Below are 13,648 nucleotides of genomic sequence, written 5' to 3' on the forward strand. Positions count from 1 at the left end.
TTCTCCCCTACTCCGCCGCCTGCTGGGTTTTCTTGAAATCCAGGATGCGCCGCTCGACCTCCGGGCGGAAGTGGCGCAGCAGGCCCTGGATCGGCCAGGCCGCCGCATCGCCCAGCGCGCAGATCGTATGCCCTTCGACCTGATAGGTCACGTCCAGCAGCGTGTCGATCTCTTCGACCTCCGCATCGCCGCGGATCATGCGTGTCATCACCCGATACATCCAGCCCGTGCCCTCGCGGCAGGGCGTGCACTGGCCGCAGCTCTCGTGCATGTAGAAGTGCGAGAGCCGGGCGATGGCGGCAACGATGTCCGTCGACTTGTCCATCACGATGACGGCCGCGGTGCCGAGGCCGGACTGCGCCTCGCGCAGCGAGTCGAAGTCCATCAGAATCGTGCTGCAGATGCTCGCCGGCAGGCAGGGGACCGAGGATCCGCCGGGGATCACCGCCAGCAGATTGTCCCAGCCGCCGGTCACGCCGCCGGCGTGCTTCTCGATGAGCTCCTTCATCGGGATGCCCATCTCCTCCTCCACGTTCAACGGCTTGTTCACATGGCCGGAGATGCTGAAGATCTTGGTGCCGGTGTTGTTCGGGCGGCCCAGCGCCGTCCACCACTCCACACCGCGGCGCAGGATTTCCGGCACCACGGCAATGGTCTCGACGTTGTTGATCGTGGTCGGGCAGCCGTAGAGACCGACCGCGGCCGGGAACGGCGGCTTCAGACGCGGCTGGCCCTTCTTGCCTTCCAGGCTTTCGAGCAGCGCCGTTTCCTCGCCGCAGATGTAGGCGCCGGCGCCGCGGTGCAGATAGATGTCGTAGTCGTAGCCGCTGCCGGCCGCGTTCTTGCCGATCAGCCCGGCGTCGTAGGCTTCATCGATGGCCTTCTGAACCTGGGAGCCTTCGTGGAAGTATTCGCCGCGGATGTAGATGTAGCAGGCCTTGGCCCCCATGGCGAAGCCGGCCACCAGGCAGCCTTCCAACAGGCGGTGCGGATCGTTGCGTAGGATCTCGCGGTCCTTGCAGGAACCCGGCTCGGACTCGTCGGCGTTGACCACCAGATAGGCCGGGCGGTCGCCGCTCTCCTTGGGCATGAAAGACCACTTGAGGCCGGTCGGGAAGCCGGCGCCGCCCCGCCCGCGCAGACCGGAGTCCTTGACCATCTCGACGATGCTCTCGCGGCCAAGCTGAAGGAGCTTCTTGGTGTCGTCCCAGACGCCACGCTTGCGCGCACCCGCCAGGCTCCAGTCCTCCTGGCCGTAGAGGTTGGTGAAGATGCGGTCCTTGTCGCTCAGCATCAGTCGGCCTCCCCCGGATTGGGGGCCGGACCGGACCCTGGATCGGCCGCCGGAGCGGGAACGTCCACAAGGGTCTGCGGGCCGCCTTCGGGCGCCGAACTCAGGCGGCCGGTCTGCGAGCCGACAGCCACCTCTTCGCCGGCGCGCAGCGCGTCGATGATCTCGGCCATACGCTCCGGCGTCAGGTCTTCGTAGTAGTGATCGTTGATCTGGACCATCGGCGCATTGGCGCAGGCGCCGAGGCACTCCACCTCGATGACGCTGAAGAGCCCGTCTTCGGAAACCTCGCGCAGTCCGACGCCCAGCTTCTTCTTGCAGGCCTCCGTGATCCCGTCGGAGCCGCGCAGCCAGCAGGGCGTGGTGCGGCAGACCTGGATGAAGTACTTGCCGACGGGCTTCTCGTTGAACATCGAGTAAAAGCTCGCCACCTCGTGCGCGCGGATCGGCGCCACGTTCAGGTAGTTGGCCACGTACTCGATGGCCGGGACCGAGAGCCATCCGCCGTTCTGCCGCTGCGCGAGATCGAGCAGAGCGATCATGGCGCTGGACTCACGGCCTTCGGGATAGCGCGCCATGATCGTCTTGGCACGCGCATCGTTTTCCGCCGTGAAGGCGAAGTCATCGCTCTCGCCTGCGGGGAAGCTCGTGGTCTTCATCGGTCCACCTCACCGAAGACGATGTCCATGGAGCCCAGGATCGCGACACTGTCGGCGAGCATGTGCCCCTTGCACATGTAGTCCATGGCCGCCAGGTGGGAAAAGCCCGGCGCGCGGATCTTGCAGCGGTAGGGCCGGTTCGTCCCGTCGGACACCAGATAGACGGCAAACTCGCCCTTCGGCGCCTCGACCGCGGCATAGGTATCGCCCGGCGGCACGTGATAGCCTTCCGTATAGAGCTTGAAGTGATGGATCAGCGCTTCCATGGAGCGCTTCATCTCGCCGCGCTTGGGCGGCGTGATCTTGTGATCGGCCACCTGCACAGCCCCCGCCGGCATCTTCTCGATGCACTGGCGCATGATCCTCAGGCTCTGGCGCATCTCCTCGATGCGCACGAGGTAGCGGTCGAAGCAGTCGCCGTTCTTGCCGACGGGAATGTCGAAGTCGATATCGGCATAGCAGTCGTAGGGCTGCGACTTGCGCAGATCCCAGGGCACCCCGGAGCCACGCATCATCGGGCCGGAGAAACCCCAGTCCTCAGCCTCTTCGCGCGAGATTATGCCGATGTCGACGGTGCGCTGACGGAAAATGCGGTTCTCCGTCAGCAGCCCTTCGATGTCGTCGATAACGCCGGGGAAAGTCTCGCAGAAGGTCGCGATGTCCTCCAGCAGCCCGGCCGGCAGATCCTGGTGCACGCCGCCCGGCCGGAAGTAGGCCGCGTGCAGGCGCGCACCACAGGCCCGCTCGTAGAACTCCATCAGCTTCTCGCGCTCCTCGAAGCCCCAGAGGATGGGCGTCATGGCGCCGACGTCGATGGCGAAGGTGGTGATGTTCAGAAGGTGATTGAGGATGCGGCCGATCTCGCAATAGAGCACGCGGATGTACTGGCCGCGCAGCGGCACCTCGATCCCCAGCAGGCGCTCCACACCGAGAGCAAAGGCGTGCTCCTGGTTCATCGGCGCAACGTAGTCGAGGCGGTCGAAGTAAGGCACCGCCTGCAGATAGGTCTTGTACTCGATGAGCTTCTCGGTGCCCCGATGCAGCAGACCGATGTGCGGGTCCGCGCGCTCGATCACCTCGCCGTCCATCTCAAGGACAAGGCGCAGCACGCCATGGGCGGCCGGGTGCTGGGGGCCGAAGTTGAGCGTCAGCGGCTTGATCTGGACTTCGCCCATCAGGCACCCTCCTCCTGGGTCTTTTCGGCCTCTGCCTTTTCGTCACCCGGCAGGCGCAGCATGCCCTCCCAGGGACTGAGGAAGTCGAAGTGGCGAAACTCCTGCTGCAGCTTGACGGGTTCGTAGACCACCCGCTTCTGCTGTTCGTCGTAGCGCACTTCCTTGAACCCCGTCAGCGGGAAGTCCTTGCGCAGCGGATGCCCTTCGAAACCGTAGTCGGTGAGGATGCGCCGCAGGTCCGGATGGCCGGAGAAGAACACGCCGAACATGTCCCATGCCTCCCGTTCCGGCCAGATGGCCGAAGAGAACACGCCCGCCACCGACTCGACAGGGCTGCGCTCGTCGGTCGTCAGCTTGACCCGGATACGCTGGTTCAGTTTCAGCGACAGCAGATTGTAAACCAGTTCCAAACGCTCCGGCTGTTCCGGACGGTCGACCGCGGTGATGTCCATCAGCTGCTTGAACTGGCAGTTCTGGTCATCGCGCAGGAAGGTCAGCACCTTGACGATCGATCCCCGGGCGGTCAGCAGGTTGAGCTGTCCATGGCCGATCTCCTGACCCTGCAGGTCGTCGGCCAGGGCCGTGGAAAGGTATTCGCCAAGATCCCGCAGCGCTTCGATCATCGGATTTCGGCTCTTCCTTTTAGAGACAGTGGGGACCGGGGCTCACCGGGGCTCACCGGACGATGGCCGCAGAGCGCTTGATCTTCTTCTGCAGCTGAATAATGCCGTAGAGCAGCGCCTCGGCTGTCGGAGGGCAGCCCGGAACATAGATGTCAACCGGCACGATCCGGTCACAGCCGCGCACCACCGAATAGGAGTAGTGGTAGTAGCCGCCGCCGTTGGCGCAGGAGCCCATGGAAAGCACCCAGCGCGGCTCCGGCATCTGGTCGTAGACCTTGCGCAGGGCCGGCGCCATTTTGTTGGTCAGCGTGCCGGCGACGATCATCACGTCCGATTGCCGCGGGCTCGGACGGAAAAACATCCCAAAGCGGTCGAGGTCGTAGCGGCTGCAGGCGGTGTGCATCATCTCCACCGCGCAGCAGGCCAGGCCGAAGGTCATCGGCCAAAGCGACCCGGACTGGGCCCAGGCGGCCAGCTTGTCCATCTGGGCCACCACGAAGCCCTTGTCGGAAATCTCCTCGGCGACGCGGCTGATCACCGCGTCCTGTGCGGCCCCGGGCGCCAGAGGGGAATCGCTGCGGGCAGCGGCGGCAGCCGTCGGGTCCAATCGCTCTACTCCCATTCCAAGGCTCCCTTCTTCCATTCATAGATGAAGCCGATTGTCAGGATCCCCAGGAAGATCACCATGGACCAGAACCCGAAGACCCCGATGTCGCCCAGGGCCACGGCCCAGGGAAAGAGAAAGGCGACCTCAAGATCGAAAATGATGAACAGGATGGCGACGAGATAGAAGCGGACGTCGAAGCGGCTGCGGGCGTCGTCAAAAGCCTCGAAGCCGCATTCGTAGGCGGAGACCTTCTCTGAGTCCGGACGCTGCCGGGCCAAGATGTAGGAGGCGGCAACGATCAGCACCGCAAGCGCCACCGCAATCCCGAGAAACATCAGGATCGGCAGGTACTCAGCCAGTAAGGCATCCATGCTTCACTCTCCTGCCCGCCATTCCTGGCGTGTCTTTCCGGCCGGCTTTGCGAAGGCTGTTTTGCGGCAAACCGGCGAAGGTTTACTGCCGCAAGCAATGCTGCATTGCAAGGTCATTCGTCCGGCGCATCTCCCATCGCCGTCATATACTGGAAATATAGGGCGGAAGGGATTCCCGGGAAAGCGCCAATCCCCCTGATTTCGGGGCTGCGCGTCCTTCTGTCGCGCGGGCAGGCCTGATGGAAAGAACCGTCCATTTCCAGAGACTTACTGGAGCGGACGCTGGCTCTGCGGGCCGCGCTTCTATCGTCGGGTGAATGGCGGGAGTGACGGGACTTGAACCCGCGGCCTCCGGCGTGACAGGCCGGCGCTCTAACCAACTGAGCTACACCCCCGTAGCTGGGACGCGGTGATGTACTCCACCGCCCCCCGGGTGTCAAGCAGCGCGAAGCCATCCTGAAGCGTATTTCCCCCTAGTTTCTTTGCGGGAAAGCCGAACCCCCGGCGTGACCCGGAGGCCGGACCGCGAAACCCCCGCTCATGCAGCGGCAATCCCGCACCCGCAATCCCGCAGCGGGCGATCATGCCGCACAAGGCCTTAACGATGTCGAAAGATCTGCGCTGACGTCCCGGGATCCGCTCGGACGCCCTGAGGCAAGCGGCCGGCACAAACGCGGGGAGTGGGAGGGTGGTGGGCGGTGACGGGATCGAACCGCCGACACTCGCGGTGTAAACGCGATGCTCTGCCAGCTGAGCTAACCGCCCCAGGACCCGGTGGCAGCGCTGCTACCCGGTCGCCACTGCCGCACGCCTCGACGGCTGCGGCACGCTGCTCTGCGCGGTCGTACGGCGCAGGCAGGGCCCAAAATAGCACCGGCCGCCTCCGATGCAAGCGGGGCGGCCGGCAGCTCTCTCAAGCTTGTGCAGGCGGTTTAGTTCACCGCGTCCTTCAGGCCCTTACCGGCCTTGAACTTCGGCTGCATGGACGCAGCGATCTGAATGGGTTCACCGGTGCGCGGGTTGCGCCCCTGAGAAGCAGCGCGCTTCGTCACGGTAAAGGTGCCAAAGCCGACGAGGCGCACCTCGTTGCCGGACTTCAAAGACTCGGTGATTGCATCGAAGACACCGTCGACCGACTTCGTCGCATCAGCCTTCGACAAACCCGTCTTGTCCGCGACAACTGCTACCAAATCATTCTTGTTCACGTGGACCCCCTTCTAACAGTAGGGATAGAAAGTGCAGAGAGATAAAGAAAACCGCTCCGAGGAGGCCCAAATTGTAGATCGCTAAATCCGACACAGTCAACGTGAGAAGCGCAGAAATGCAGGGGTTTTAGCCGGTTTTGGGCTAAAGAACCCCCACAATTCAGCAAACGAATCGGCGATTTCCGAGTCGCGTCTAGTGGGTCAGTACGCCGGAGCGACCGCCCTCTCCTTCCGGCGCTCGAGTCGCGCCGACGTCCTCATCCGATTCGTTCCACTCGATCGGCGTGAGTTTTTCGACCAGCGCGCGCTCCAGCACTTCGTCGACGGTCGAGGTCGGAACGATCTCCATACCGCGCTTCACGTTGTCCGGAATGTCGGCGAGATCCTTCTCGTTCTCCTTGGGAATGAGAACGGTCTTGATGTTGGCGCGCAGGGCCGCGAGCAGCTTTTCCTTCAAGCCGCCGATCGGAAGCACACGCCCACGCAAGGTGACCTCGCCGGTCATCGCAACGTCGCGCCGAACCGCATTGCCGGTGAGCACGGACACGATTGCGGTCACCATCGCCACGCCGGCGGAGGGTCCGTCCTTGGGCGTCGCCCCCTCCGGCACGTGCACGTGAATGTCCTTGCGCTCGAAGAGGGTCGGCTTGATGCCGTAATCGACAGCACGGCTCTTCACATAGGACTCGGCGGCCTGGATCGACTCCTTCATGACGTCGCCGAGCTTGCCGGTCGCGGTGACCTTGCCCTTGCCGGGCAGCGTCACGGCCTCGATCGACAGAAGCTCGCCGCCGACCTCCGTCCAGGCGAGTCCGGTGGACACGCCGACCATATCTTCCTGCTCGGCCTCGCCGTGGCGGTACCGAGGAACACCGGCAAACTTGGCCAGGTTGCGGCGGTTGACCGCCACGACCTTGGTCTTGCCCATGGCGATCTCCTTGACCGCCTTGCGCACCAAACCGGCAATCTCGCGCTCCAGGTTTCTGACGCCGGCTTCGCGGGTGTAGAGGCGAATGAGATCGCGCAGCGCCTGTTCGGAGATCGACCACTCCTCCGGCTTGATGCCGTGGTCCTTCATCTGCTTGGGGATCAGATAGCGCGTCGCGATCTGCGTCTTCTCATCCTCGGTGTAGCCGGGAATGCGAATCACTTCCATGCGGTCGAGCAAAGGGCCCGGCATGCGCAGGGTGTTCGCCGTCGTCACGAACATCACGTCGGAAAGGTCGTAGTCGACCTCCAGGTAGTGATCGTTGAAGGTGCTGTTCTGCTCGGGATCGAGCACCTCGAGCAGGGCCGACGACGGATCGCCGCGCCAGTCCGCACCCAGTTTGTCGACCTCGTCGAGCAGGAAGAGCGGATTGGAAGACTTTGCCTTCTTCATGCTCTGGATGACCTTGCCGGGCATCGAGCCGATGTAGGTGCGGCGATGGCCGCGCACCTCGGCCTCATCGCGCACACCGCCCAGGCTCATGCGCACGAAATTGCGGCCGGTCGCCTTGGCGATGGACTTGCCCAGCGAGGTCTTGCCCACGCCCGGCGGTCCGACGAGGCAGAGGATCGGCCCCTTCACCTTCTTCATGCGCTGCTGGACGGCCAGGTATTCCAGGATGCGTTCCTTGACCTTCTCCAGGCCATAGTGATCGGCGTCCAGGATGTCCTGGGCGTTGTTGATGTCGCGCTTGATCTTGGTGCGCTTCTTCCAGGGAATGGAAAGAATCCAGTCCAGGTAGTTGCGCACCACCGTTGCTTCCGCCGACATCGGACTCATGGACCGCAGCTTCTTCAGCTCCGCCATGGCCTTTTCGCTGGCTTCCTTGGAGAGCTTGGTCGCCTTGATCCGCTCTTCGATCTCGGCCAGCTCGTCGCGGCCGTCCTCGCCCTCGCCCAGTTCCTTCTGAATGGCTTTCAACTGCTCATTCAGATAGTACTCGCGCTGGGTCTTCTCCATCTGCCGCTTGACGCGGTTGCGGATGCGCTTTTCCACCTGCAGGACGCCGATCTCGCCTTCCATGAAGGCATAGACCTTTTCCAGGCGATCACTGACGGTCTCGCTTTCCAGCAGTTCCTGCTTCTCGGGGATCTTCAGCGCCAGGTGGGAGGCAACCGTGTCCGCCAGCTTGCTGAAGTCGTCGATCTGGTTGATCGACACCAGCACCTCGGGCGGAATCTTCTTGTTCAGCTTGATGTACTGCTCGAACTGCGAGACCACCGTGCGCGCGAGTGCGTCCAGTTCGCGGTCGTCGCCGTCATCGTCCTGGACGATCTCCGCGTGGGCCTGAAAGAAATCCTCCGTATCCGCATACTTGGTGATGCGCGCGCGCTGCCCCCCTTCGACCAGCACCTTCACCGTGCCGTCGGGCAGCTTCAGCAACTGCAAGACCGTCCCGATGGTACCGACGGAGTAGATGTCCGGCGGTGTCGGGTCGTCCTGCGCAGCGTTCTTCTGCGTCACCAGGAGGATCTGCTTGTCGTCCTTCATCACGTCTTCGAGGGCGCGCACGGATTTGTCGCGGCCGACGAAGAGCGGCACGATCATGTGTGGAAAGACCACGATGTCCCGCAGGGGCAGGACCGGGAAGAGATTGCCGCGGGCGAGTTCCAACATAATACCTCTTATGAGATTATGAGCCGGACAGGGAGGGTTCCGGCAAACACCCAGAATGGACGGAGTCTACCGCATTTCGATTTAAAAATTGTAGATTCTGGCCCGGACTTCAAGGCCCGGCATTAACCAAGGAATAACAGCCGCTTAGGCGCTTGTACCCAGGTCTTCCCGACGGTCGGTGTAGATGTAGAGCGGCTTTGCCCGGCCATCCACAACCTCGCGGTTGATGACGATTTCCTCCACCCCTTCCAGGCTGGGGAGATCGTACATCGGATCGAGAAGGATGCTTTCCATGATCGAGCGCAGGCCGCGGGCGCCGGTCTTGCGGGCGATGGCCTTGGCCGAGATCGCGCGCAGCGCATCCTCGGTGAAGTCGACCCGCACATCCTCCATCTCGAAGAGCCGCTCGTACTGCTTGACGAGCGCATTCTTCGGCTGGGTCAGGATCTCGATCAGGGCGTCTTCGTCCAGATCCTCGAGCGTCGCAACGACGGGCAGGCGCCCGACGAATTCCGGAATCAGGCCGAACTTCAGCAGATCTTCCGGCTCGACGTCCTTCAGGACCTCGCCCGTTGCGCGGTCGTCCGGCCCCCGCACGTCGGCGCCGAAGCCGATGGAGGTGCCCTTGCCGCGGCCGGCGATCAGCTTGTCGAGGCCGGCGAAGGCGCCGCCGCAAATGAACAGGATATTGGTCGTATCGACCTGCAGGAATTCCTGCTGCGGATGCTTGCGCCCACCCTGCGGGGGCACGGAGGCCACCGTGCCTTCCATGATCTTCAGGAGCGCCTGCTGCACGCCCTCGCCGGACACGTCGCGCGTGATCGACGGGTTGTCCGACTTGCGGCTGATCTTGTCGACCTCATCGATATAGACGATGCCGCGCTGTGCGCGCTCAACGTTATAATCGGCGGACTGCAACAGCTTAAGGATGATGTTTTCCACGTCTTCGCCGACATACCCCGCCTCGGTCAGGGTGGTCGCATCGGCCATGGTGAAGGGCACGTCCAGGATTCGGGCCAGGGTCTGGGCCAGCAGCGTCTTGCCGCAGCCGGTCGGCCCGATCAGCAGGATGTTCGACTTCGCCAATTCGACGTCGGCGGATTTCGCGCCATGGGCGAGCCGCTTGTAATGGTTGTGGACCGCAACCGAGAGCACCCGCTTGGCATGCGCCTGACCGATCACATAGTCGTCGAGGACGGTGCAGATGTCCTGAGGCGTCGGCACCCCGTCGCGCGACTTCACAAGCGTTGTCTTGTGCTCTTCGCGGATAATGTCCATGCAAAGCTCGACGCATTCATCACAGATGAACACGGTCGGTCCGGCGATGAGCTTGCGCACCTCGTGCTGGCTTTTGCCGCAGAAGGAGCAATACAGAGTATTCTTGGAATCGCTGCTGCTAGACTTGGTCATACCGCTTTTCTAGAGGCCAGTTCCGCACAAAGCCATGTTAGTCAAACGCCCCGTGCCCGCACAACGACAAAAACCAGCTTGGCCGGCTTCCGCCTTCGCGCCGCCCGGCTTTCCGCCAACACGACAATTTGAGCCTAATTGCCAGGGCTCAATAATCCCTTAACGAAAAGGTTAACGTCCCTTCGCGCACCAACAATCCGGCCGGTACCGGCCGGACCGGGGGCCTGGCCGCCCCCGCAATCCCGGCGCGCAGGGCCGTGCCCTTAGTCGAGCTTATCGTGGTGCGAGGTCGCTTCCAGCTCGTCGCTCGGCCGCTGGGACACCACCTCGTCGATCAGCCCGAATTCCTTGGCTTCTTCCGGCGACATGAAGTTGTCGCGCTCCATGGAGGCTTCCACCGTGGCCAGGTCCTGGCCGCAGTGCCTGACGTAGATCTCGTTCAGCCGGCTGCGGGTGCGCAGGATATCCTCGGCATGAATCTGAATGTCCGTCACCTGCCCCTGATACCCGCCGGAGGGCTGGTGGATCATGATCTTCGAGTTGGGCAGCGCGAAGCGCTTGCCGGCGGCGCCGGCCATCAGCAGCAGCGAGCCGGCGGAGGCCGCCTGGCCGATGCAGACGGTGTGCACGTCCGGCCGCACATACTGCATGGTGTCATACATCGCCAGGCCGGAGGTCACGACACCGCCCGGAGAGTTGATGTAGAAGAAAATGTCCTGGTTCGGGTTCTCCGACTCCAGATAGAGCAGCTGGGCGCAGATCAGGCTGGCCACGGCATCGTGCACCGGCCCGGTCAGGAAGATGATGCGTTCCTTCAAAAGGCGCGAATAGATGTCGTAGGCGCGCTCCCCGCGGCTGGTCTGCTCGACCACCATGGGGACCAGGGTATTCATCACCGTTTCTTGATGCTTCATGACCGGATCGGACAGATAACTCATGGACCTTCCTCTGATGCGCGTGCGCCGCGGCGCAGCATGGACTCATTTGGGGTCGGCGGGCGGTGACAGCAAGTTCGGAGCAAGTTCCAGGCAAAGCCCTGCCGTTGCAAGCCCCGCCGCCCGCAGGCCCCTTCTCTAAGAGGGTTCCTCGTCTTTCGCCGCCTCGTCGACCGCATCGTCCGCGTCGGCTTTCTTGGCCTTGCTCTTGGTCTTGCCGGCCGCCTTCTTCGCCGGTTTCTTGGCCGCCTCCGACCGCTTCTCGGCGGCTGCGGCGTCCTTCTCCTCTTCCTCGCGCAGTTGCTCGGGCGAGACCTCGCGCTCGGTGACCTGCGCCAGATCGATGATGTAGTCGATCACCTTGTCCTCGAACAGGGGCGCGCGGAGCTGGGCCAGCGCTTCCGGATTGGCCTTGTAGAACTCCAGAACCTGCTGCTCCTGTCCGGGATGACGCTGGGCTTCCTGGAACAGGGCGCGGTTCACCTCGTCCTGGGCGACATCGATCTGATTGAGCCTGCCGACCTCGGAAAGCAGCAAACCCAGGCGGACGCGCCGCTCGGCGATGGTGCGGTACTCCGCCTTGATGGCGTCCTCGTCCTTGCCCTCGTCGTCGGGGTCGACATTGCCCTGCTGGCGGTCGGCCTCGACCTGGCGCCAGATCGCGTCGAACTCCAGGTCGACCATGCTTTCCGGCACGCCGAAATCGTGCGCCTCGGCGAGCTGGTCCAGAATCTGGCGCTTCAGGCGCATGCGTGAGAGGCCTTCGTAGTCGGCGCCCAGGCGCTCCTTGACCTTGTCCCGCAGGTCCTCGACGCTCTCCGCACCCATCGACTTGGCCAGGTCGTCGTTCATCTCGACCGGCACGGTCTCGCGGATCTCCTTGATGGTGCACTCGAAGACCGCCGGCTGGCCGGCCAGCTTCTCGTTCCCATAGGCCTCCGGAAAGGTCACGTTGACCTGGCGGGTCTCGCCGGCTTCGGTGCCAATCAGCTGATCCTCGAAGCCCTCGATGAAGCTGCTCGAGCCCAGTTCCAGATGATGGTCGTCGGCAGCCATGCCGGGCAGCGCCTCGCCATGCACCGTTCCCTTGAAATCCAGCACCAGGATGTCGCCCTTCTCCGCCTTGCGCGCCGTCTCAAGGGGCTTTGAATCCTTGCGCGCGGAGGCCAGACGCTCCATGGCCGCCTCGAGGTCGGTCTCGGGGACGGCGACGCGCAGTTTCTCCAGCGCGATCTTCGAAAAGTCCATCGGCTCGATCTCCGGCAGGAGTTCGATGGCCATGCTGTACTCGAGATCCTTGCCGTCGTCGAAGGACACGATCTCGATCTTGGGCTGAACGGCGGGGCGCAGTCCGCGCTCGTTGAGCGCCTGGGCCGAGGAATCGGTCACGGCACGCTCCAGCACCTCGCCCATCACCGACGGTCCGTAGCGCTGCTTCAAGAGCTTGATCGGCGCCTTGCCCGGGCGGAACCCAGGGATCTTCACGCGCGCGCTCAGCTCCCGCAGCCGCGCTTCAACTTTATCGCCTATCTCCTTGGCGCCAATGACGACTTTGAAGTCGCGCTTCAAGCCTTCGCTGCTTACTTCCGTGACCTGCATGATCGGCTAGGCCTTTCCGAGCCTTGTCTTGAGGGGATGAAACGAAATGTGCCCGACGTGCCAGGCGGAGCAGACTTTCTCGCCGCCTCCAGCTGCTGGTGCGGGCGGAGGGACTCGAACCCCCACGGATCGCTCCACTGGTACCTAAAACCAGCGCGTCTACCAGTTCCGCCACGCCCGCGCTTTCCGCGGAGGGCCGATGTATATCATCGTAGCCGCTCACGCAATAGCAAGCGCGCCCTGCCTGCGACACAAGGGAGTGAGATATCCGCCGGTTTGCCGGTCAGGGCGTTCCGGGCCAAGAGACGTTCACGAGAGAGAAAGCGGGATGGCGGGAACGGTGGCGAGAAACCGAAACCCGGTTAAGCGTCCACTAGGACTTGATGGGCTCGCAGAAGTGCTCGACGAAGGTCTTCATGCCGAGCACCCGCGGGCCGTCCTCGAACGGCCGGTGCCCCGGCTGGTCAATGCGCAGGTCGAAGCGCACGTGCGGCATTCCGAGAATCTCGCAGAGCCCGATGACCGTGGCGGTCTCGCTGCGCCCGCTGCCGTCGCTGTGGCGGAAGATGCGGCCGGCCTTGACGGCGTCGGGATTGGTGCCGCGGCGCGAGAACAGCCCCCGGCGATCCCCGCCCAGTGCTCCGGAGAGCTGCTGCCAGAGGGTCGTCGGCCGAGCCGTTGTCGATGTCTTGTCCTGCCGCGTCGTAAGCATGAGAGACAGATTAACGCTAATTCTTTGACGTAGGATTAATGTCGCTCGCCTTGCCGTTGCGCGACGGCGCGAAGCGGTCCGCCTTCGGACCGCTAGGCGTCGTGCTTCACCTTGGCGGCGGCTTTGGCAGAGGCTTTTAGAGAGGCGTTTTCAGCGCCGGCGGCATCGCCGCCGATCGACTCCTGAAAGCGCTCCGCGAAGCTTTCCAGCCCCAGGGTGCGGCGCTCTTCATACTTGGCGAGGCGCGCGCGCTCGACCGAGACCTCATAGGTCACGTGGGGAATGCCCAGGGCATCGCGCCCCACGTCGATCACCCTCGCGGTTTCGACGATGTTGCCTTCATGGGCGCGCTTGTAGACGCTGCCGACCTTGATTTCGTCGGTGCGTGCCGGTTGTTTGAACCAATGCGCTGCAAGCATGATCTCAATACCTTTTCAATCAAGGCCACCCCCCGAT

Annotated in this window: 13 protein-coding genes and 3 tRNA genes; all 16 read right to left on the minus strand. The window is 63.4% G+C overall.

Features of this window, described 5'->3' with window-relative positions:
* Positions 1-7 precede the first annotated feature (7 nt).
* The gene (nuoF, locus tag ACO06P_RS01975) at positions 8-1,294 is read right to left on the minus strand and encodes an NADH-quinone oxidoreductase subunit NuoF (protein ID WP_420348340.1); all 1,287 of its coding nucleotides are present in this window, start codon (positions 1,292-1,294) and stop codon (positions 8-10) included.
* The gene (gene nuoE / locus ACO06P_RS01980; protein WP_420348341.1) at positions 1,294-1,950 is read right to left on the minus strand and encodes an NADH-quinone oxidoreductase subunit NuoE; all 657 of its coding nucleotides are present in this window, start codon (positions 1,948-1,950) and stop codon (positions 1,294-1,296) included. Before nuoE ends, nuoF begins: the two co-directional genes overlap by 1 nt.
* Complete coding sequence (locus tag ACO06P_RS01985) at positions 1,947-3,125, minus strand: NADH-quinone oxidoreductase subunit D (RefSeq protein WP_420348342.1); 1,179 nt, start codon at positions 3,123-3,125, stop codon at positions 1,947-1,949. The genes nuoE and ACO06P_RS01985 overlap by 4 nt, the downstream gene beginning before the upstream one ends.
* Complete coding sequence (locus ACO06P_RS01990) at positions 3,125-3,748, minus strand: NADH-quinone oxidoreductase subunit C (RefSeq protein ID WP_420348343.1); 624 nt, start codon at positions 3,746-3,748, stop codon at positions 3,125-3,127. Before ACO06P_RS01990 ends, ACO06P_RS01985 begins: the two co-directional genes overlap by 1 nt.
* 52 nt (positions 3,749-3,800) lie before the next feature.
* Complete coding sequence (locus ACO06P_RS01995) at positions 3,801-4,370, minus strand: NuoB/complex I 20 kDa subunit family protein (RefSeq protein ID WP_420348344.1); 570 nt, start codon at positions 4,368-4,370, stop codon at positions 3,801-3,803.
* On the minus strand, positions 4,361-4,726 hold the full coding sequence (locus ACO06P_RS02000; protein ID WP_420348345.1) for an NADH-quinone oxidoreductase subunit A: 366 nt from the start codon (positions 4,724-4,726) through the stop codon (positions 4,361-4,363). Before ACO06P_RS02000 ends, ACO06P_RS01995 begins: the two co-directional genes overlap by 10 nt.
* Before the next feature lie 318 nt (positions 4,727-5,044).
* Positions 5,045-5,121 (minus strand) — tRNA-Asp (locus tag ACO06P_RS02005).
* 294 nt (positions 5,122-5,415) lie between these two features.
* Positions 5,416-5,491: transfer RNA gene (locus ACO06P_RS02010), tRNA-Val, on the minus strand.
* Between the two features lie 167 nt (positions 5,492-5,658).
* Entirely contained in the window at positions 5,659-5,931 is a 273-nt protein-coding gene (locus ACO06P_RS02015) for an HU family DNA-binding protein (protein ID WP_299392523.1), read from the minus strand.
* Positions 5,932-6,124: 193 nt separating this feature from the next.
* The gene (gene lon / locus ACO06P_RS02020) at positions 6,125-8,536 is read right to left on the minus strand and encodes an endopeptidase La (protein ID WP_420348346.1); all 2,412 of its coding nucleotides are present in this window, start codon (positions 8,534-8,536) and stop codon (positions 6,125-6,127) included.
* Between the two features lie 144 nt (positions 8,537-8,680).
* A complete protein-coding gene (gene clpX, locus ACO06P_RS02025) occupies positions 8,681-9,946 on the minus strand; it encodes an ATP-dependent Clp protease ATP-binding subunit ClpX (protein WP_420348347.1) in 1,266 nt (421 codons plus the stop codon).
* A gap of 263 nt (positions 9,947-10,209) precedes the next feature.
* Positions 10,210-10,884 (minus strand): ATP-dependent Clp protease proteolytic subunit, encoded by a 675-nt coding sequence (locus tag ACO06P_RS02030; protein WP_420348348.1) that lies wholly within the window; start codon positions 10,882-10,884, stop codon positions 10,210-10,212.
* A gap of 135 nt (positions 10,885-11,019) precedes the next feature.
* Positions 11,020-12,480 carry a trigger factor gene (gene tig / locus ACO06P_RS02035; protein WP_420348349.1) on the minus strand — a complete coding sequence of 487 codons (1,461 nt, stop codon included), beginning with the start codon at positions 12,478-12,480 and terminating at the stop codon, positions 11,020-11,022.
* A gap of 96 nt (positions 12,481-12,576) precedes the next feature.
* Positions 12,577-12,661: transfer RNA gene (locus tag ACO06P_RS02040), tRNA-Leu, on the minus strand.
* Positions 12,662-12,853: 192 nt separating this feature from the next.
* Positions 12,854-13,192: a hypothetical protein gene (locus ACO06P_RS02045; RefSeq protein WP_420348350.1), complete on the minus strand. Its 339-nt coding sequence runs from the start codon at positions 13,190-13,192 to the stop codon at positions 12,854-12,856.
* 92 nt (positions 13,193-13,284) lie between these two features.
* The gene (locus ACO06P_RS02050; protein WP_420348351.1) at positions 13,285-13,611 is read right to left on the minus strand and encodes a hypothetical protein; all 327 of its coding nucleotides are present in this window, start codon (positions 13,609-13,611) and stop codon (positions 13,285-13,287) included.
* Between the last annotated feature and the right edge of the window lie 37 nt (positions 13,612-13,648).

The organism is Pelagibius sp., from assembly GCF_965227505.1.
In the GTDB taxonomy this organism is placed as follows: domain Bacteria; phylum Pseudomonadota; class Alphaproteobacteria; order Kiloniellales; family Kiloniellaceae; genus Pelagibius.